Source organism: Bradyrhizobium sp. (genome assembly GCF_049519115.1).
In the GTDB taxonomy this organism is placed as follows: domain Bacteria; phylum Pseudomonadota; class Alphaproteobacteria; order Rhizobiales; family Xanthobacteraceae; genus Bradyrhizobium.
On record NZ_JBEKRB010000072.1, the window covers coordinates 1 to 20,500 of the forward strand.

Annotated in this window: 13 protein-coding genes; 8 read left to right on the forward strand and 5 right to left on the reverse strand. The window is 61.8% G+C overall.

The genetic code is table 11. The annotated features are described in order from the left end of the window. A partial coding sequence (locus ABSE61_RS31955; protein WP_423875159.1) for a transposase occupies positions 1–296 on the forward strand: 296 nt, incomplete at its 5' end. A gap of 305 nt (positions 297–601) precedes the next feature. On the opposite strand, the gene ABSE61_RS31960 is transcribed toward ABSE61_RS31955, so the two are convergent. Then, positions 602–7,192: a hypothetical protein gene (locus ABSE61_RS31960; RefSeq protein ID WP_423875160.1), complete on the reverse strand. Its 6,591-nt coding sequence runs from the start codon at positions 7,190–7,192 to the stop codon at positions 602–604. On the opposite strand from ABSE61_RS31960, the gene ABSE61_RS31965 reads away from it, so the two are divergent. Continuing rightward, the gene (locus ABSE61_RS31965) at positions 7,167–7,421 is read left to right on the forward strand and encodes a hypothetical protein (protein WP_423875161.1); all 255 of its coding nucleotides are present in this window, start codon (positions 7,167–7,169) and stop codon (positions 7,419–7,421) included. The two genes, ABSE61_RS31960 and ABSE61_RS31965, sit on opposite strands and share 26 nt — an antisense overlap. Before the next feature lie 448 nt (positions 7,422–7,869). Here ABSE61_RS31965 and ABSE61_RS31970 read toward each other — a convergent pair whose 3' ends face one another. Continuing rightward, entirely contained in the window at positions 7,870–9,633 is a 1,764-nt protein-coding gene (locus tag ABSE61_RS31970; protein ID WP_423875162.1) for a hybrid sensor histidine kinase/response regulator, read from the reverse strand. A gap of 213 nt (positions 9,634–9,846) precedes the next feature. Here ABSE61_RS31970 and ABSE61_RS31975 point away from each other — a divergent pair, with 213 nt between their 5' ends. Then, entirely contained in the window at positions 9,847–10,479 is a 633-nt protein-coding gene (locus tag ABSE61_RS31975) for a response regulator transcription factor (protein ID WP_423875163.1), read from the forward strand. An 11-nt stretch (positions 10,480–10,490) separates the two neighbouring features. Here the strand turns inward: ABSE61_RS31975 and ltrA are convergent, their stop codons facing one another. After that, on the reverse strand, positions 10,491–11,633 hold the full coding sequence (ltrA, locus tag ABSE61_RS31980) for a group II intron reverse transcriptase/maturase (RefSeq protein ID WP_423875164.1): 1,143 nt from the start codon (positions 11,631–11,633) through the stop codon (positions 10,491–10,493). A gap of 607 nt (positions 11,634–12,240) precedes the next feature. Continuing rightward, entirely contained in the window at positions 12,241–12,555 is a 315-nt protein-coding gene (locus ABSE61_RS31985) for a PilZ domain-containing protein (protein WP_423875165.1), read from the reverse strand. A gap of 841 nt (positions 12,556–13,396) precedes the next feature. Between ABSE61_RS31985 and ABSE61_RS31990 the strand changes: the two genes are divergently transcribed. The 5 genes from ABSE61_RS31990 (at position 13,397) to ABSE61_RS32010 (ending at position 20,064) form a co-directional block, all read left to right on the forward strand. Then, positions 13,397–13,606: a hypothetical protein gene (locus tag ABSE61_RS31990; protein ID WP_423875166.1), complete on the forward strand. Its 210-nt coding sequence runs from the start codon at positions 13,397–13,399 to the stop codon at positions 13,604–13,606. A 165-nt stretch (positions 13,607–13,771) separates the two neighbouring features. Next, on the forward strand, positions 13,772–15,973 hold the full coding sequence (gene recD2, locus ABSE61_RS31995; protein WP_423875167.1) for an SF1B family DNA helicase RecD2: 2,202 nt from the start codon (positions 13,772–13,774) through the stop codon (positions 15,971–15,973). 9 nt (positions 15,974–15,982) lie between these two features. Continuing rightward, entirely contained in the window at positions 15,983–16,360 is a 378-nt protein-coding gene (locus ABSE61_RS32000) for a hypothetical protein (RefSeq protein ID WP_423875168.1), read from the forward strand. Positions 16,361–16,447: 87 nt separating this feature from the next. Continuing rightward, positions 16,448–19,156 (forward strand): DEAD/DEAH box helicase, encoded by a 2,709-nt coding sequence (locus tag ABSE61_RS32005; protein WP_423875169.1) that lies wholly within the window; start codon positions 16,448–16,450, stop codon positions 19,154–19,156. Beyond that, the gene (locus ABSE61_RS32010) at positions 19,153–20,064 is read left to right on the forward strand and encodes an SWIM zinc finger family protein (protein WP_423875170.1); all 912 of its coding nucleotides are present in this window, start codon (positions 19,153–19,155) and stop codon (positions 20,062–20,064) included. The genes ABSE61_RS32005 and ABSE61_RS32010 overlap by 4 nt, the downstream gene beginning before the upstream one ends. A 238-nt stretch (positions 20,065–20,302) precedes the next feature. Here ABSE61_RS32010 and ABSE61_RS32015 read toward each other — a convergent pair. Further along, the coding region (locus tag ABSE61_RS32015) for a HigA family addiction module antitoxin (RefSeq protein ID WP_423875171.1) at positions 20,303–20,500 on the reverse strand (198 nt) is incomplete at its 5' end.

Below are 20,500 nucleotides of genomic sequence, written 5' to 3' on the forward strand. Positions count from 1 at the left end.
GACGCCATGCGTCCGGAGAGGTCGATTGGACCGGTCGCATCTCCAAATGCGGCGACGCGATGCTACGAAGTTACCTGTTTGAAGCAGCCGGGGTTCTGCTGACGCGCGTCCCGAAATGGTCAGCCGTGAAGGCTTGGGGAATAATCGCCAAGCGCAACGGGCTCCGCAAGGCCAAGGTTGCGGTCGCGCGTAAGCTCGCGGTCATTCTGCATCGCATGTGGATCGAGGGAACTGAGTTCAACTGGTCGAAAAAGGAGATTGCTGCTCAGCGAGGCGACCACCGAGTTCCTGCCTAACGGCAGGAAAAGACGTCCCAGCCGGGACGATGGCGATGGTGAGGTCGACCGATTTTTTGCGGCGTCCGAAAGGACGACCGCGATTGCAACATTGAACCGCCAACGTCACCTTACGCCATCATGCGGAGGGTTCACCCCTACCGCGGAGAGAACAGTGGGCCCGGCAAGGATGATCGTTGGAGAGCTTGACACCTAGACCCGGAATCCGCGGTACCTTTCGCAGCGACGGCGAGACGTTCGATCGCGCAGGCTTCGATAGCTCTGTGCACAATGCAAATAGGAGGTAGAGATGCGCAGTAGTGTTGTCAGAATTGCCGGCTCAGTTTTACCAGGCCGGTTTGGTCGGTGTAGCCCGATCCAAACCGCCCGTGATACTCAAGGCGCAAATCCAGGCCCGGTATCCCTGCCACCCCGAAAATGTCGATGCCGGCCGCGACCTTCGCCAGCGTTTGTGGAAGTGACGTCAGCGTCGTGAACGGCGAAACGCCCGCTGGCGCGCCCTCGAAAGTCGAGTTGACGCTCCACGTATTGTTCGACAGGAAGGTCGCGCCGCCCTGAATATACGGCCGCAACGCCGCACCGTTGCGAAGCAACCAGGTCTGCCCGAGTTCGACCATGGGCGAAGCCGCGAACACCACCTTGTTGGACGACGCGACATTGAGATTCAGCGCACCGGCGCCCGCTTCGCTGAAACCCGGCAGCCCCGTATAGATCACGTCGAGGTCGAGCGAAGGCTTGACGTACGCATTGCCGAATTCGGCTACATAAGCCGCGCGGAAACGCGAATCCAGCCGCCATACGCTTGGCGCGCTGGTCGCCGACTGCACACCGCCCAGGCCGATATAGCGTGTGGCGGTGAGCGCATCGTAGCCGGCATCGAGAGCGGCCGCGAACAGCCAAGGTCCGATCTGGTGCTTCAACGCCGCGCCGAAGTCATAGCGGTCGGCGAGTGTGGTGGCGAAGTTGTCAGTCGTGGTTCGGCCGGCCTCGTAGCCGACGGCGAACTCACCAAACCAGCCGGGGGCAATTTGAAACTGACGGCCGGCCTGAATACGCGCGGCCTGATCGCGATACCCGGAAGAACTCGACGAGCTGCCGACGCTGGCGAAGCTCCCCGTCAGCTTGGCCCAATCGCAGGGGACTTCCGTCAGAGCGGCAAAGGGACCGGCGGGAAGATGACAGCTCATCATGCTGTCGACGAAGCTGAGCCCGGTAAACGTTGAAATCGCCGGCTGCGCGAGATAGGGCGCCGGATGCAGCCGATCGAGCGCCTGGGCATAGGCTTGCGGATTTGGCTCATTCGCAAGAGCGGCGAACGCCGGTCCGATACCGGGCGTTGCACCGGCGTTCCAGATGTTCTGCAGCTGGGTCGCGACGGCCAGTTCATTCGGCGTGAGTGTGGCGGAAAGCGATGTGTTTACGAACTGCGCCTGGGTCGCGACGAGCTGGAGCGAGTTGCCGACGAACTGGACGCCATAGGTCACCGTCGGCGAATTGGTCGCGATCACGTCGTTCACGCCAATGAAGCCGCCGGAAGCCGAGAGAACGGTTGTGGGCGCGTTGGGCAATAGAGACAACAGGTTGGGGAGGATGGTGCCGCGAACATTGGCGATTCCGTTCACCGCCAGCAGATCCGACGTTCCGCCGAAACGGACGTCGGGGACGTAGGTGCCCGCTGTGGTCTGGACGAAGCCACCGTTGAGTGTGGTCGTGATGACGTTGTTGATGCCGCCGATGTCAAGCCGGCCGGCATTGACCAGCGCGCCCGAACCGAGGTTGAGCACCGTTCCGGTGATGAAGGTCCCGCCCGCCAGATTGTTGACCTGGCCCATGCCGCTGCCAAGATCGACATTGCCGACGATGCCGCCCGAATTGTTGACCGTGGTGTTGCCGATCACATGCGCGACGCCGTTCGCGTCGACGCCGTCGGTCGCCTGGATGGCGACGCCGGACTGCGCGGTCACCATCGCGCCGGATGAGATGTTGATGGCGTTGGTCGCTCCGCCATCGATGTAGATTCCGGCGGCGTTGCCGGTGCCGCCGCTGATCGTGCCGCTATGCAGGTTGATGGTGATGTTGCCGCCACCGAGTCCGCCCACGCTTTGCGCGAAGATCGCGTGCGAATCCGTTCCGCTGGCGGTCACGTTGCCGGTTTGATCGATGGTGATGGTGCCGCCGCTGCCGGCGCCGCCATTCGATCCGGCATAAGCGATCGTGCCGCCGCTTGCATCTCCGCTGCCGCCGATGCCGCCACCACCGCCGATACTTTGCGCCAGGATGCCGTAGGCCGCGATGCCGCTGGTGGTGATTGAACCGTTGCTGTTGACCGTGATCCCCAGGCCATTGCCGGCCTCGCCGGCAGCGCCGCCGACGCCGAAGCCGACCGTGATGGCGCGGCTGCCGAGATGGGGATTGGAGCCTGCCGCGTCGCCGCCGATTCCGCCGCCGCCGCCAATGCTCTGCGCGAGAATGCCATCGGCGCCATTGCCGTAGGTCGTGATGCCACCCGTATCGGTGACCTGGACCGTACCGCCGTTGCCTCCGGCGCCACCGTTGCCACCGACGACAACCGCGCCGAGATTGATTCCGTCACCGGTGCCGCCGACACCGCCGCCGCCGCCGATACTCTGCGCCAGGATCCCGTAAGCGCGATCGCCGATGGTCGTAATGGTGCCGGTCTGGGAAACGATGATGTCGCCGCCGGCGCCGGAGCTGCCGGTCGTGCCGCCGATTGCGATCGCGACGCCCTTGGGGTTGAGCCCAACGTGGCCGTCTCCGATCACCGCAAGCCCACCACCGCCGCCGACGCTCTGCGCGAAGATCGCTGCGGCGTCGTCGCCCCAGGTGGAAATCGTGCCGGTATTGATGACGCTGATATCTCCGCCCTTTCCCGCGCCGCCGCCATTGCCGCCGAGTCCGACGCCGACCGCGACGTTGCCGGAACTCTGCGCGCTACCGCCGCCGGCCGTTCCGCCGCCGCCGCCGACGCTCTGGGCAAAGATGCCTTGCGAGGCGAAACCGTAGGTGGTGATGTTGCCATTGTTGGTGACAGAGAGGGCGCCGCCGTCGCCAGCCGCACCCCCACTGCCGCCGACGCCCACGGCGACCGCGATCTTGGTACCTTCTTCCGCGCCATTCGCCAGTTGCTCCAGCTTCGAGCGATCGGTCGAATTCGGCACATCTGGATCCGGCGGCGGCGTGTTCGGATCCGGACTGGTGATGTTGCCCGGCGTGAAATTATTGATGTTGCCGACGGTGTCCGAAGAGGCAACCCCGGCGCCGCCAATGCCACCGCCGCCGCCGACGCTTTGCGCGACGATGGCTGGGGCTTCGTCGCCCGTCGTGATTATCTTGCCGACATTGCTCACCGTCACGGTGTTGCCCTTGCCGCCGGCGCCGCCGCTACCGCCGATGGCCAACGACAGTGAAATGTTATTCGAGCCGCCGTCATTCACGGAAGTTGACGTTGCCGAGGCGTCACCACCATTGCCGCCGCCGCCACCGACGCTCTGGGCAAAGATGCCTGCGGACCCGGCGCCGCCGGTTACGATGTAGCCAATGTTTGAAACGTTGACGGTGCCGCCGTCGCCGGCCGCGCCACCGCTGCCACCGAACGAAAAGTCCAGCGATACGGTCGCCGGACCTTTTGAGGTCTTGTTGGAGGGCAGCAACGTCACCGTTCTGGAAGCGCTGCTCCCACCGTTGCCGCCGCCGCCACCAATGCTGTAGGCGGTGATGCCGTTTGAATCCATTCCGTAGGTATTGATCGCGCCCGACTGACTGACGATGACGGCGCCGCCGCCGCCGGCCGAGCCTCCAGCGCCTCCGACCGAAATGCCGACATTGAAGATGCCGCCGCCATATCCGTAACCCGCACCGCCGGTGCCGCCGCCGCCGCCAACGCTTTGCGCGAGGATGGCGGTGGAGAGGTCGCCGGAGGTGACGAGAGAACCGCTATTGAGGACTTGAACCTCGCCGCCGCCGCCAGAGGAACCGCCCTTGCCGCCCACGGCGTATGTCACCACGCAAGCGCAATCGTCGGTACCGTCGCCGCCATTGCCGCCGCCGCCGCCAAGGCTTTGCGCGAATATCGCGTTGGAGCGAAAGCCCGATACGTTGATCGTGCCGGTATTCTGGACAAAAACCTGTTCGCCTGCGCCCGCGACGCCGCCACTGCCACCGATCCCGACGCTGACGATGGCCGCAAACGAACTTGCAGAACCGCCGTCGCCGCCGCCGCCGCCGACGCTTTGGGCAAAGATGCCGTTGCCGCCGAGGCCCGTCGTCCCGATCGTTCCGTAATTGTAGACAAACACCTGGCCGCCATTGCCACCGGTGCTTCCCGCTCCGCCGATCGAGACCAGCCCCCCGGCGCCGCCACCATTGCCGCCGCCGCCGCCGAGACTCTCGGCGTAAATCCCGTAGGCGCCGATGCCCGACGTCTGGATGTTGGCGCCGAGGTAGTTGGTAACGGTGACGGTGTTGCCGTCGCCGCTGGAATTGCCCGCGCCGCCGAGCGCAACCAGCCCACCCGAATGGCTGCCGGCGCCGCCGCCGCCGCCGATGCTGGCGGCCGCAATGCCATGCGAGAAAAGACCCGACGTCGTGATGGAGCCGTAATTGTTGACGTTGACGACGCCGCCATTGCTTGCCGCGCCACCTGTGCCGCCAACCGATACGACACCGCCGCCGTTGGCCGCCGTCCCGCCGCCGCCGCCGGTGCTTTCGGCCTGAATGCCGAACGCGCCGAATCCGCTCGTGATAATCGAGCCGTTTGCCGTGACCGTGACGGTGCCCGAACTGCCGCCGCCACCGCCGCCGCCGGGTGCGGCATAGGCCGCGCCAGAGTTACCACCGTTTCCGCCGGTCGCGCCCAGGCTGATGGCGTTGATGCCGCTGGCCAGCAGTCCCGACGTAGTGATGATGCTGTTGGCGGCCGTGATGACGGTCACGTCGCCACCGTTACCGCCGGTGCCGCCGGTGCCGCCGTTGGTCGCAAAGGCGCCGGTCGCGCTGCCGCCGGTGCCGCCGACTCCACCGCTGCTCGACGCGTAGACGCCGAAGCCCAGATCGCCGGTGGTGGTGATTTTTCCGTTGGCGTTGACGCTCACCGCCATGCCGGAGCCGCCATTGCCTCCCACGCCACCGCTACCCTGCGCGCCGCCCGCGCTGTCGCCGTCACCGCCCGTGCCGCCCATGCTTTGCGCACTCACGCCGGCCGCCGCGGTGCCCGTCGTGCTGACCGTTCCGTACGCGTTGAGCGTCACCGTGCCGCCGCCGCCGCCATTGCCGCCATTGCCGCCGGCCGCGGCAATCGCGTCACCGCTATTGCCGTTGCCACCGTTGCCGCCTGCGCTGAAACCGAACAGCCCGGCGGCACCTGAACCGGCGGTCATGACTGTGCCGTTCGATGTCAGCGTAATCGTGCCGCCGGATCCGGCATCGTTGCTGTTTCCCGCACTGGCGTTGGCCCCCGACAACGCGTTTCCGCCGTCACCGCTGTTGCCGCCCTGGCTCAAGGCGGCGATGCCGTACGCGCCGCTGCCGCTGGTCGTCACATTGGCGGTCGTATTGATAGTGACGGTGCCGCCGTCTCCGCCCATGCCGCCATTGCGTGCGTCCGCGTTGAAGGTGCCAAATGCTTTGCCGCCGTCGCCGCCGTTGCCGCCGATGCTTTGGCCGTAAATTCCAACGGCTTGCGCGCCTGATGTCGTAACAGTTCCTGAGCCTGTGATCATCACAGTGCCGCCGGCACCACCGCCGCCACCATTGCCGCTTGTGGCGTTGATGTTGTTGCTGTCGTTGGCATCGCCGCCGGTGCCGCCGTTACCGCCTTGGCTCAGGGCCAGGATGCCGACACTGGGGATTGTCGCAAATTGGCTGACGCTGCCGCTTCCGGTCGTGGTGAGCGAGACACCGTTTGTCGTCACGGTGACGTCGCCGCCTATCCCGCCTGTCCCGCCGGGGCGGGCAGTCGGGGTGCCGCCGGTCGCGTCGCCGCCGACGCCGCCCGCGCCACCAAGACTGTTGGCGGAAATGCCGCCGCCGCTGGTCGTTATCGTACCCGATGCCGTGATTGTCACGCCGCCGCCGGCACCTCCGGTCCCACCATCGCCGCCGCCCGGAGCGTTCGCACCTACTTCGCCCGCGCCGCCACCCACACCACCCACACCACCCAGGCTCTGCGCATATATTCCGAAGCTGCCGCTGCCCTTCGTGGCGATGGTCCCGCTTGTGGTGATGCCGATCAAGCTGCCGACGCCACCGGCGCCGGCATTGCCACCGCTCGGGCTGCCCACGTTATTGTCGTTTTCGCCGTTGCTGCCGGCACCGCCGGTCCCGAAGGCCATGATTCCGTTCGACAAGGTGAAGGGAGCCGGCAGGATCGGCAGCGTGGTCGACCCAAAGGTCTGGATCGTTCCCGTGTTGGAGATCGTGATCGAGCCGGCATTGGCGCCGATCGAGCTGCTGTTTCCCGTCGTGCCACCCAGGGAAGAAGCATAGATGCCCGAACTGCCGGCGAGTTGCGTGGTAATCGAGCCGGCGTTGGTGATGCCGATATTGCCGGACTGCGCACCGGGAGCGCCGTTATCCTGACTTCCGAGATAGCCGTTACCACCGGCCGAGAAGGCATAGATGCCGTAGGCGCTCGTCCCGTTGGTTGCGATGGTGCCTGAATTCGTCACCGTCAACGCGCCGCCGAGCCCGCCGCCTCCCGTGAACGCATTCAATCCCGCGTTTCCGCCGGCGCTTTGGGCCGATATGCCGATGCCGTTTGCGCCAGCGGTCGTGATCGAGCCCGCGTTGCCGACACTAACGGCCCCACCCTGCGCTCCGGCGCCGCCGAGATTTTGGAAGACAACTTCGTCGATGCCATTTCCGCCGGTGCTCGTCACCAGGATTCCGGGCGCGCCGCTCGTGGTTGAAATGCTTACGCTGGTATCGGTCGTGGTCGTCAAGTCCGATCCCGCTACCCCGGTGGGCGCTGCGGAAACGCCGTTGGCGCCAAGCGACCGGAAATTGATACCGGAGGTGCCCGAAGTCGGGCCGATCGGCACCGTCAGCGACTGGACGAATAGGCTGGTAATCCCGTTGCTGGGGTTGAGTGCAATGCCGGCCGATTGATTGCCGGAGCAGGTCGTGGACGAGCCGACCGTCGTACACAGATCGTTTGCGTGCGCGCAGCGGACAGTAAAAAAAGCGGCCAATAAAACAAGTGCGAGTGAACGCGGCCCAATGAGCGCGGCCGCTTGCCCGATACCAGGCCGAAAGCACTCGCGGACGGCAACCACTACGGCACCTGCTGTCTCACCGAGCCACAGCGGGCCAAGTGAGAGATGGAAGGGAAGGACCCGCGTCGCATGGATACGCTGTACACTGACCCAGCTTGATGGACGTCAACGAGAGAGCAGCCCGGATTTCCAGACATGGCAGCCCCCTCGATCGAGTATCGGACCGAACTCTTGCCGAGAGTGGCCGCAGTCGCTAGGTCCCGAGAGGTCTTAAGACCGTGGAAAACAACGGCAGTGTTGTCTTTGGGCCACAAGCGTCGTGCGCGCCGTTAGCTTTTCCGTTATTGCGGTCGCGCCTGCAGCAGTCCCGGTGCCGCGACCGCCAGATTGACAATGGCGGCGCGCAGCCGGCTGTTCGACACCGGCTTGTGCAGCAGAAAACAATCGCTCGCGGTCGCCTGGCGGATCCGATCGGGCGCTGTGTCGCCGGTAATGAGAATCGCGGGAATATCGCTGTTGAACTCGGATCGCAGCCGCTCGATCGTGGTGATGCCTTCTTCATCATTTCGCAGGCGATAGTCCGAAATGATCAAATTCGGCGTGCTGGTGAAGGCGGCCGCATGGTCCAGCATCTCGGCACAGGAGCCCGCGGTGATCACCGTGTGGCCCCAGCCCGTCAGCAACGTATGCATGGCTTCCTGGATCGCAACTTCGTCGTCAACGACCAGGATGAAAAGCGGCGGCTGAGGGGCGGCCGATGTCTCGGCAGGCGGCTCGATCGCTGCCGGCGCGCTTGCCGCCTGTTCAACCGACAGCTTGAATACCGATCCTCTGTCGACATGTGAGCGCATCTGCATCGGAATATGGAGTATCCGCGTCAGGCGTTGCACGATGGCGAGCCCGAGCCCAAGTCCCCGGGCCCGATCGCGTTCCGGATTTCCGATCTGATAGAATTCCTGGAAAATCAGATCCTGCTGATCGGCCGGAATGCCGCGCCCGGAGTCCCATACCTCGATGCTCAGCCGGACGCCGCGTCGGCAACCGACCACCACGCGCCCGTTGTCGGTATAACGAACGGCGTTAGAAATGAGGTTGCGCAAGACGCGCTCGAGCAGCACCGGGTCAGTCTGCACGGTGAGGCTACAGGGGATAAGACGCAGCGCGATGCCCTTGCGATCGACCTCGGGCATCTCCTCGCGGCAGATTCTTTCTAGCAGTGGCTGAACTGCGAAAGCCCACGGCCGAGGCTCGATCACGCCGGCGTCCAGGCGCGAAATATCGAGGATGGCACCGAACAAGCTGTCGAGCGCGCCAACCGAATTCTGGATTTGCCGGACCAACCGGCCGCTCGGCTCATCGAGAGGCCGGTCGCGCAATGCGCCGACGAACATGCTGAGCGCGTGCACCGGCTGCCGGAGATCGTGACTGGCCGATGCCAGGAAATTCGACTTGGCGACATTGGCCGCCTCGGCGAGCTCCTTTTGACGCAGCAGATCGTTGGCAAGGTCGAGGTTGGCAAATTGCAGCGCGAGCGACTCGATCAGCAGCTTGCTGAACGAATTTGCAAGAATTGCAACAACCGCCATCCAGAGCACGCAAAGCACCGCGTAGGTCCAATGCAGGGCATCCCCGTGCAGCGCCGACCAGACACAGCTCGGCACCATGATGGTGAACAAGTTGCAGTAATAGGACGGCAGATAGGTACCAAACGCGGTGATGGCCCCTGCGGCCAGCGCCGCGCAAGTCAGCAGCACCATGAACTGATATTCCGGGGCGGCCGCGTTCATCAAAAACAGCGCCCCCAATCCCCAGCACGATCCGCCGACGAACGCGGTGGCGATCGCCCAAGAGGCCCAGCGCCGCCAATCTTCGACCGGTGGTTTGACCGTCAGATAGGTCCGGATCAGAACCAGCCGCGCCACTGTGCTGGCGGCCAAGAGCAGCACGAAAATGGCGGCCACGTGCAAGCGCACGGCGTTTTCATAGAGCAGCATTCCCGTCAGGATCGGGGCCGCGATCATGCCGCCTACTGTCCCCGGGGTGGAATTACGGTAGAAGCCAGCGATCTGCTCGGCGCGCAGTTCATCCAGACGGTGCGGAGGCATGGCCACTTTCGTCACAGCAAGTTTCCCACCGGTCGCGGCCGTGTCGGCCAAGCAAGCGTAACGCCGTTAACGGGGTAACGTTATAAAGAGTGGGCGTAAAGTCGGGCCGATGCGGTCGCATAAATTTTCGAGGGGCATGATGCCGGCCTCGGGGACCTCGCGGGCCCAAACACCTGACTTGCCGTTCTGCGAAATTCAGGGAAATAATGACCTATGAAACTGCTCATCGTGGACGATCATGCCATTGTGCGGGAAGGGCTCGTCGCCTTGCTCCGGCAATTCGAGCAGGGGGCGGACGTGCTCCAGGCCTCCGACACCACGGAAGGACTGCGTCTAGTAGAGGCGCATCCCGATCTCGATGCGGTCTTTCTCGATCTCTCCATGCCCGATCAAGGCGGTATGGAGGCGATACCGGTTTTGACGAAACGCCGTCCGCAACTGCCGGTGATCGTGCTGTCGTCGTCGGAAGATCCGGGCGATGTGCGCCGCGCCCTGAAGTCGGGCGCTTGCGGCTATGTGCCGAAATCAGCCAGTCCGCGAAACATCCTCTCGGCGCTGCGTCTGGTGCTCGCCGGCGAAATCTACGTGCCGCCGCTGCTGCTCGATGTTGCGGCCGATGTGCCTGGTCACGAGCCGGGCGATATTGGCAAACGCCTGACCGAGCGGCAAACCGAGGTGCTGCGGCAGCTATGCCGTGGACTTACCAACAGGGAGATCAGCCGCGCGCTCGAGCTCTCCGAAAAGACCACCAAGTCGCACATCACCGCGATCTTCAAGGTGCTCGGCGTGGTGAACCGTACACAGGCGGCTTCAGCGGCACGACGTGTGGGGATTGTGACCGATTGAGATTTGCTGCGTTATGCGAGTCGACCAGGACGACCGAGCGAGAGTGAGAAATGCCACACGGTCCTCACAGAAACCGATCGTTCCGATTTCGCAGTTGGCAGAGTCGAGGATGGGCGCGGTAGCTTGGGGCCAAGCCGTTGCACACTCTTCTTGGACGGGCTCGCGCCTAGATACCAATTCCCGTTCGCCTCAAACCGATGCGCGCCGAACGGGTAGCCAAGGAAGTCGAAGCGTTCCTGTCGGGCGTTTCTCAACGAAGTTTTCGCCTCGTTGATCGTCAACCCGAGCTTGGTCATCACCGCCTTCGTCCACGCTAATGCCTCCGCCGCGCGACCGCGGCTGAGGATAACGAAGTCGTCAGCATAGGAGACGACGTGAGCATGGAACGTGTCGCCGCATCCGGTCAAACGCCAATGCTTCAGGAACCGGTTCATGTAGATGTTGGCCAGCCGTGGACTTGCGACGCCGCCCTGCGGCGTGCCGCGCGTGTTTCCCTTGCCACCACTCATGCGCCGGGTTCCGTCCGCATCCCGTTCCTCGATCGGCGCCCTCAGCCACATCTTGATGAGGCGCAGGACGTTTCGATCCACAACACGCCGAGCTACCGACTTTAGCAGCTCGGAATGCGGAATCGTATCGAAGTACTTGGACAAATCGGCATCAACTACATCAGCGTAACCCCGGCATAAATGCCGGTGCACTTCCTTGACCGCGTCTACCGCCCCGCGAGCGGGCCGATAACCGTAGGCATTGTCCTCGAAGTCAGCCTCGAAGATGGGTTCGATCATGATCTTGGCGGCAGCCTGAATCACACGATCACGAATGGTCGGAATGCCGAGCGGACGCTCGCCACCATTCGCTTTGGGGATCATCACCCGCCGCACCGGATCAGGTCGATATGTCTTCGCGACCAGTTCCACGCGCAAGCCCGCCAACCATGCTTCCAGGCCCTGCTCCTCGATGCGAGCAAACGTCATCCCATCCACACCCGGTGCACCCGCATTGACGCGGGCGAGCCGATAGGCGTGGACCAGGATGTCCTCGCGACAGATCTTGTCGTAGAGCAGATAGAAGCGGAAGGCGGGCTCCGCCTTCGCCTTGCAGTAGAGCTTTCTCTGAAGGTTCCGGATCTTATCAGGCGTTGTCAGGCTCATCACCAATCACCGTCCCCTCACCATCTTCAAAAGCGCACCAGAAGTCGGGGCCCTTTGCTCCGCCGGCATTACCCGGCATCAGCGCTCCTATTGCCCCGTCCGACTCCCGTCGTGACCACCGCCTGATGCGATGCTAAGGCCGCCACCCTCGTCCACGACGGGTCTCCCCCTGTAACTACGAACCACCCTACCGACGTGCCGTACCCACTACCCCGGCGGATCGCGTGGGTGCGCTTGTCGATTTCTTCCCCACACGTGCAGCCTTCCCCAAATGACCGGAGGGTCGGCATCCGCATTAGAACTTTCGAGGCCTGCTCGGGCTTCACTTTGTTACGGCCCGTCGGATCGCTCAGCAGCCCAAGGCCGCCTTTGTCGCAGGGCTCCGACCCAGCCAGTTGCCCAGCCGTGCCGCCTGCCAGCTTCCGGACCAATCGACATTTATCCGGGTGAGACCCTCCCTCACTGATGGTTCGCGCCCTCGGGGCGCACGGTCATTCGCGTCACTTTCGCGATGCCGGCGATTGGTCCGCTCTACCCCCACGAACCGACATCGTCACCGCTCACGTCGGAAAAGCGTCGGAACATAACGGCGTCTAAGCGGCGTCTCTCAACGTGCTCGTGACCCGTTTTTTCCCTTCTTGCCGGCAGCTTGCTTGAGAAAATTGACCCCAATCACTTCGCCGTTGACCCACACTAATTCACAACGGCGATAGGCCAGTCCTGTGGAAGAAAGCAGTAAAAAGAATTCTTTGATAGTAAGCCCGGCGATTGACCCTTCGATGGTAATTTTTGCACCGGTGTCGGATACGTCGGACAGGCTGCAATCACGCCGCCAAGTTCCGTCAATTGCCATCATTTGGGCTGGGTAGCCCTTCGAGAAGACTACGCGCTCACTCGTCCGTTGCTCGCGTGCCGATGCCATAGCTAGTTTTTGCTTTCAAAAACGACAAACTAGCTGAAGCTATTTAACCGATCGTCAAAAACTGGCCCTGCTTCCGAGCTTTTATCGCGGAGCTCAGGCAACTCAATCGACCGTGGGCACCGGTTTAGGATGGTCGACAGCGATTGGATGATTTCTGCCAAGCAGGTGAATCTGCTTCAATGCGTCAATGTATTCGGAATCCTAGTATCATCCTATGAGTAGTTGGCTAAACGAGACGCTTCTACCTCAGATGCGGCCTCGGGATTGGCGACGGAACAGGGTTCTGCACCTCATTTTCTTTAGAAGCCTTGGACATCAAGACGCAGCACTGTTACCGCGCTTTGCCGTTCGGGAAAATCTGTTCGACGCTCTGCCAATCGGGTCGGATGATTCGGCCTTGATACACGAGATCGGCACCTCTTGGTGGTAAGCGGACGTTCGGCGGCGAGCGATCGTCTGCTGTGGGGTCATCCACGACGTTTTTCAGCCAGAGCGGTGTGCCGTCGTATTTCCGCGACTCCCCGAAGACGACCAAAGTCCAGGCCCTCCGGCGCGGAGGGCACAATGGCCTGCCCTTGCCGGGCCGAAGGCGCCGCGCAAGGGATCAATTCGGCTTGGCTGTCTAACATTTGCAGGTACAGGGCAAAAAGCCTATAGAAATCAACAATGCGGACGTGGCGGAATTGGTAGACGCAAGGGACTTAAAATCTCCCGGCGCCACTGAAATTACTCATCTTTACGATCTAACGTGGCCAGGCAATCCCGCACGAAGCGGGTGGAGACCCGGCCGTATTGTCTAACACGCCGTCGCCTTTTCGCGCTGGCTGGCAGGCGCTCGAAAATGTGGGCCGAGTCTTTTTACCGAACCTGCGAACGCCGCGACTGCGCCGCCGCCATAAACCTTCGTGAGTTTCCGGCAGTAACTGCCAAGCGAAAATCACGGCTGGCTGATCTTCCGTACAGTTCGATCCTTACGCCGCACAGCGGCTACCGGCACGCCGACAACATCATCGACGGACGCTCGTTGACCGGCTATGCGATCGCCCTATGAATGCCGACTCGGTGGGCTCCGAACGGGTCGAACCCATCCCCACCACCGCGCTTCTCCACCGTGGTGGCTTGCCAACGACGAGCCATCCTTCCAAATTGGGTTCGGGGAAGAGATCTGTCCGCAAATGGTGCTCTCGGCGACGGAACAGATGATGCGACGATCCGCATGAAACCGCAGCCGGAACCATCAAGCCGGGAAGTTCTCGCGGGCCTTGTTGAGCGCGTCACATACCACAACGACGGGAATGGCTACTGCGTTTTGCGGATCAAGGCGCGCGGCCACCGCGAACTGGTCACTGTAGTCGGGCACGCCGCGGTGATCTCCGCTGGCGAGTGGATTACCGCATCGGGCGAATGGGTCAATGACCGCACCCATGGCCAACAGTACAGGGCGAAGTTCTTAAAGACCTCGGAACCGACATCACTCGACGGCATCGAGAAATACCTCGGCTCCGGGATGATCCGCGGCATCGGGCCAGTCTATGCCAAGAAGCTGGTGCGCGCCTTCGGTGCGAAGGTGTTCGATACCATTGAGGCGGAGCCCGAACGCCTGCGCGAGGTAACGGGCATCGGCCCGGTTCGGGCCAACCGGATCACAGCCGCCTGGGCCGAACAGAAGATCGTTCGCGAAATCATGGTCTTCCTGCACAGCAATGGCGTCGGCACAGCGCGGGCGGTGCGCATCTATAAGACCTATGGCGCGGACGCCGTACAGGTCATGACCGAGAACCCCTACCGCCTCGCGCGCGACATTCGCGGCATCGGCTTCAAGACTGCCGACGCGATCGCGATGAAACTCGGCATCGAGAAGACCGCAATGATCCGGGTTCGGGCCGGAATCTCCTATGCGCTGACCGAGGCGATGGACGAAGGGCACTGCGGTTTGCCGACGGATGAACTGGTGCCGCTTGCCGAGAAGCTGCTTGAGGTCCCGGTGGAACTAGTGCGCATCGCGCTTGATCTCGAACGGACAGAAGGCACGGTCATCGCGGACAGTGTAGGCGAAACGTCCTGCGTATTTCTGGCGGGGCTGCATCGGGCGGAGCGCTCGATTGCCGAGCAGCTGATCCGGCTTGCGAATGGCACACTGCCCTGGCCCTGGATCAATTCAGACAAGGCACTGCCTTGGGTCGAGGAACGGATCGGGCTTACCCTTGCCGAAAGCCAGGTGGCCGCGATCCGGCTCGCATTGATGTCCAAAGCGCTGGTCATGACCGGCGGTCCTGGTGTCGGCAAGACCACCATCGTCAAAGGTATTCTCCGCATTCTCGCAGCAAAGGGGGTAAGGCTCCTGCTATGCGCGCCGACCGGCCGCGCCGCCAAGCGCATGACCGAGGCGACCGGTTTTGAGGCCAGGACGATCCACCGGCTGCTGGAGGTTGACCCCAAGGGCGGCGGCTTCAAGCGCGGCGAAGACAATCCGCTCGACTGCGACCTGCTTGTTGTCGACGAAGCCTCAATGGTAGACGTCATGCTGATGCAGTCACTCATCAAGGCAGTGCCAGACAAGTCTGCCCTTTTGATCGTCGGCGACATCGACCAGCTTCCTTCGGTTGGGCCAGGCCAAGTGCTGGCCGACGTCATCTCATCCGGTGCTGTGCCGGTGGTGCGTCTCACTGAGGTGTTCCGGCAGGCCGCGCAAAGCCGCATCATCATCAGCGCACATCGCATCAATCACGGGGTCATCCCCGATCTCAGCCTGCGCGGCACGGATAGCGATTTCTACTTCGTGCAAGCGGACGATCCAGAAACCGTCGTACAACGCATCATCGAGTTGGTGAAGACACGGATCCCCAATCGCTTCGGCCTCGACCCAATTCGGGACATTCAGGTTCTGTGTCCAATGAACCGGGGCGGCGTCGGTGCGCGCTCGCTAAACATCGAACTGCAGACGGCTCTGAACCCCGCCGGCGAGCGCAAGGTCGAGCGCTTTGGTTGGACGTTCGCGCCCGGCGACAAAGTGATGCAGATCGAAAACGATTACGACAAGGAGGTCTATAACGGCGACATCGGATATATCGACGATGTTAGTTTCGAAGACAGCGAACTCACCGCAAGCTTCGACGGCCGCACGGTCATTTATGGTTTTGGCGAGCTCGACACACTGGTGCCGGCCTACGCAGCAACCATCCATAAGAGCCAGGGTTCGGAATACCTGGCCGTTGTGATCCCGGTGATGACGCAGCATTACACCATGCTGCAGCGAAACCTGCTCTATACCGGCGTCACCCGGGGCAAGAAGCTGGTCGTGCTGGTCGGTCAGAAGAAAGCCGTCGCCATCGCGGTTCGGAACGTTTCGGGGAGAAGGCGGTGGTCGAAATTGAACGAGTGGCTGGCATCAAGAACAGTGTCGACGCCGATAAGATGAGGGCCGACTATGAATGTACGCAAAGCGCATAATATTTGGATCGAACAGTGCGAAGCGGCTCAAATGATCAAGGCTCGATTCGGGCTCACGGCGGCCTTCGACTACCTTGTCGGTGAGAAGTTGGTGAGCTTTGCCAGTGCTGCCTCCAGACATCCCGACTTCGCTCGGGAACTGCCGCGGTTTGTTTCCGAGGTGAGACGCATGTTCACGCCGGACGAGATTGGCGCACAGTTGGCGCAAATCGAGCGTTCGCAAAACGAAAGGAACGTTGATGTTTTGGAGGAGGATGATCTTCTCCGTGAGGGTGCGGCCGCAGTCGCGGAGTGCGTTCAGCAGTTCATGCTGGTCAAGGAATTGCTGACCGCGCCCATGCTCGGTACTTCGTGACAGAATGGCGAATTACTTCTCGATGTGGCGCGCGGCTCACCCCCAAAATCGCGGACATTTCCGGTGGGATCGTAAGGTCTCACCGTCATGATGACGCTGGAACCCGTTCTTACCCCGCATGGTTTGCTGACGCTGCGACAAACGACGCAAGCTCCTGCGTTGGAGCCCGATCAGGGCTTGCGGCTGGAGAAAGCATTTTTACAGGGCTCAGGGCACGGATTGTTGTTGCTCGGCGCCGACGAAGTCGCGACGGTTCTCCCACCAGTGTTGTCGTATTGGCGAGAGCTTGGAATGCGCTACATGACTGCACTGTGCGCTCTTCCTAGCGTTGGAGACGGCCGTACCAAGCCACCTGTGCCGATCCCCGCTGATGGCGAGTTGGACACGATGGCAGCGGCCGTTCCGCCTATGACCGGCGCGGAATACCTGACGACGTCTGTCCTGGCCAATCTTTGGCGCGGTATGGATGCGGCCTTTAATGCCGAGTTGGTGCAAACCAGCCTCTCCGTGCAGGAGTTCCTCAAGAGCCGTCATCCGGCTTGGAATTTGGTTGGGCGCGTTCATTTCAACCTCGCGGAGAACCGGAAGGACGAAGAAGCCCCGTTCGCGTTTCTTGCGACCTACACGACCCGACTCTCTGCTGAGGCCAAGGCCCAGCATCTGCCGCTCGGCAAAGCCTTGCAGGAGTATTCCGGTGCAAGGAACCGCCAACGCCTGCTCTCGCTGCTGATGCCCGTCCAGCGCGCCGCCGAGAGTAGCCCTTGGTTGAAGACGATGGTCAATGCCGGCGATATCTTTCACCCGCTGCGCTGGAGCCCACAACAGGCTCTGCAATTCCTGAAGGATGTTCCCGCGCTCGAAAGCGCCGGGGTGGTCGTGCGAATGCCAGCGAGTTGGCGCATGAACCACCCCGCCCGCCCGCAAGTGAAAGCAACGGTCGGGGGCAATGCGCCATCACAGCTGGGGATGGACGCGCTGCTCGACTTCCGAATGGAGGTGACGCTCGATGGCGAAAGCCTCTCGAAGGCCGAGATCAAGCGACTCCTGGCGCATTCCGATGGATTGGCCTTAATCCGTGGCAAGTGGGTCGAGGTCGATCATGAACGACTGAATCGCACACTCGAGCAATTTGAGGCCATCGAGCGCCGCGCCGCCGTCGATGGTCTTTCGTTCGGTGAGGCGATGCGAATGCTGGCTGGGGCTGGCATTGCCGGAGATAAAACTGCCGCACCAGCCGACATCGATTGGAGCCAGACCGTTGCCGGCCCCTGGCTGGCGGAGACGCTGGCGACCTTGCGCCATCCCGATTGGCTCATGCGGGTCGACCCCGGTCAATATTTTCAGGGTACGCTACGACCCTATCAGCAGTCGGGTGTGCAATGGCTCTATTTGCTCACGCAGCTCAAGCTTGGGGCTTGCCTTGCCGACGATATGGGGCTCGGCAAAACCATCCAAGTGTTGTCGCTGCTGCTGGTGATCAAGAATGAGGACAGGGGAAATCGGAAACCTTGCCTGCTCGTAGCCCCGGCCTCGTTGTTAGCCAATTGGGCCGCGGAGATTGCCCGATTTGCGCCGAGCCTGAAAACAGTCGTGCTCCATCCATCGGCTGCGCCGTCCGAAAAACTGAGCACTTATAGTGCGGACAAATTCGCAGATGTCGATCTCGTAATCACGAGCTACGGCTTTCTGACGCGTACGCCTTGGCTAGAAACTACATCATGGCGGTTTGTGGTGCTCGATGAAGCACAGGCCATCAAGAACCCGGCTGCTAAGCAGACAAAATCCGTCAAGAGGCTCAAGGCCGAAATGCGCATTGCGCTGACGGGTACGCCCATCGAGAATCGGCTCGGTGACCTATGGTCGATCTTCGACTTCATCAATCCTGGCCTGTTGGGATCGTCGAAGGAGTTTTCGACATTCGTCAAACGCCTCGCTGACCGGCCACATAACCCTTACGGTCCGCTCCGCGACCTGGTGCGCCCCTATATCCTGCGACGGCTGAAGACCGACAAGAGCATCATTGCCGACCTGCCCGACAAGACCGAGGTGAAAACCTTCTGCCCCTTGAGCCGTAAGCAGGCGGCACTTTATCAGCAAGCAGTGGCAGAACTGGCCGGCCATCTCGAAGATGTTGATGGGATAAGACGGAGAGGCATCGTTCTAGCTTTTCTCATGCGTTTGAAGCAGATCTGCAACCATCCATCGCAGTGGCTCGGCGACGGCGTGTGGAATGAGGAGGAGAGCGGTAAGCTTGGGCGTCTACGCGACGTCGCGGAAGTGGTTGCCGCCCGGCAGGAGAAGGCACTTGTCTTCACCCAGTTCAAGGAGATAACGGCGCCACTAGTGGCATTCCTGGGCTCCGTGTTCGGAAAGCCCGGCCTTGTCCTGCATGGCGACACAGAGGTTAAGAAGCGTAAGGACCTAGTGCGCAAATTTCAGGAAGACGAAGACGTCCCGTTTTTCGTGCTCTCGGTCAAAGCAGGCGGCACCGGGCTCAATCTCACAGCGGCCTCGCATGTCATTCATTTCGACAGGTGGTGGAATCCGGCTGTCGAAAACCAAGCCACCGACCGTGCCTTCCGGATCGGACAGACCAAGAATGTGGTGGTGCACAAGTTCGTTTGTCGCGGCACCGTGGAGGAAAAGATCGACCATATGATCGAGTCGAAGAAACAATTGGCTGGGGATTTTCTCAGCGGCGGAGCTGATATCCTGTTGACTGAGATGAAGGATGAGGAGTTGCTTAAACTCGTGAGTCTCGATTTGGGTGCAGCAATCAAGGAAGGAGATGAATGAGCTACTACGAGTGGCACGCTTACGTGCCGGTAGCTGAGAAGCGGCGGCGGGCAGAACGCAAGTTGGCCAAGCTCAAGAAGCGGGGACTATCCGTTGCGCCCGTGAAAATCGAGGGCCGCACAATCACCAAGAGCTTCTGGGGTAAATCTTGGTGCGTCAACCTTGAACGATACAGCGACTATGAGAACCGCCTGCCGCGCGGCCGGGCCTATGTCCGAAACGGCTCCCTTATCGACCTCCAAATTGCTAGGGGCGAGATCTCGGCAATGGTCGCCGGGTCTGAGCTCTACCAAATCAAGATTGCCATTGCACCGGTTACGCCGGCACGCTGGAAATCTATCTGTCGAGACTGCGCCGGGACCGTCGATTCGCTAGTTGAGCTCCTGCAGGGCCGCTTGGCGAAAGGCGTCATGGACCGGGTCTGTCGAGAGGGTGACGGCCTGTTTCCATCGCCGACAGAAATCAAGCTGTCCTGCAGTTGTCCAGATTGGGCAGACATGTGCAAGCACGTTGCGGCAGCACTATATGGTGTCGGCGCCAGGCTGGATGAAAAGCCTCAGCTTCTTTTTGTGCTGCGTGATGTGGATGAAACTGAAATGCTCGCCAGCGCTGGACAGGGTTCTCCGCTAACAACGGCGCCAGGCGCGGCGAAGGTGCTTGATGAAAGCGATGTCGCCGCTCTATTCGGGCTGGAGATGGCCGAAACTCCCCATACCCCAAATTCTTCCTTCACGGTCCCAAAGCGACCCCAACAGTCCAAGGCGCAAAAAGGCAAGATATCTGCCAGAACGACCGAGCCAGCAGCGAAGACCGATGTCGCCTTACGTCTTACGACTCGAGCCAGTTCGGGAACGAAAAAGACAACCCGAGCAAGTGGCAGGAAACGGCGCACGCGGCGACGACCATAGTATTCCAACGACGCTATCGGGACCCCATGACACTGAACGGACGTATCGAGCCCGGTGACGAATCTCGGCTATCGGGATTTGAGCGGAAATGCTGCGGACACGTGGGCGACGATCCAGAATTGCCGTTGAGCTAACCATCTACTCTCAGACTACATAGTTAACATAAGAAGCGGCTGACACGACGCAGACGCCAGTTCCAACCAATACGCGTTCCATCGCCGGCATCGCGAGGCGATGCTCACGCGGCCCTCGGACCGAGCGTGGGGATTCCGCTCACATCCTCTTCGCGTTCGGCGTGCCATGTGTCGTAGGCTGCCTGCATGCGCACCCAAACTCCGGCGCCATCTCCGAACAACTTGCCGAGCCGCACCGCAACGCCCGGTGAGACCGGCTTGCGCTCGCGCAAAATGTCATAGAGATGCTGGCGGGAAATGCG

Excerpts from the sequence above, each read along its gene's own strand:
- ABSE61_RS32005 (WP_423875169.1), top strand. The coding sequence starts at position 16,448 with ATGATGACGCTGGAACCCGTTCTTACCCCGCATGGTTTGCTGACGCTG.
- ABSE61_RS32010 (WP_423875170.1), top strand. The coding sequence starts at position 19,153 with ATGAGCTACTACGAGTGGCACGCTTACGTGCCGGTAGCTGAGAAGCGG.
- ABSE61_RS31985 (WP_423875165.1), bottom strand. The coding sequence starts at position 12,555 with ATGGCATCGGCACGCGAGCAACGGACGAGTGAGCGCGTAGTCTTCTCG.
- ABSE61_RS31990 (WP_423875166.1), top strand. The coding sequence starts at position 13,397 with ATGTGGGCCGAGTCTTTTTACCGAACCTGCGAACGCCGCGACTGCGCC.
- ABSE61_RS31965 (WP_423875161.1), top strand. The coding sequence starts at position 7,167 with ATGCCATTTCCGCCGGTGCTCGTCACCAGGATTCCGGGCGCGCCGCTC.
- ABSE61_RS31970 (WP_423875162.1), bottom strand. The coding sequence starts at position 9,633 with ATGCCTCCGCACCGTCTGGATGAACTGCGCGCCGAGCAGATCGCTGGC.
- ltrA (WP_423875164.1), bottom strand. The coding sequence starts at position 11,633 with ATGAGCCTGACAACGCCTGATAAGATCCGGAACCTTCAGAGAAAGCTC.
- recD2 (WP_423875167.1), top strand. The coding sequence starts at position 13,772 with ATGAAACCGCAGCCGGAACCATCAAGCCGGGAAGTTCTCGCGGGCCTT.
- ABSE61_RS32000 (WP_423875168.1), top strand. The coding sequence starts at position 15,983 with ATGAATGTACGCAAAGCGCATAATATTTGGATCGAACAGTGCGAAGCG.
- ABSE61_RS31975 (WP_423875163.1), top strand. The coding sequence starts at position 9,847 with ATGAAACTGCTCATCGTGGACGATCATGCCATTGTGCGGGAAGGGCTC.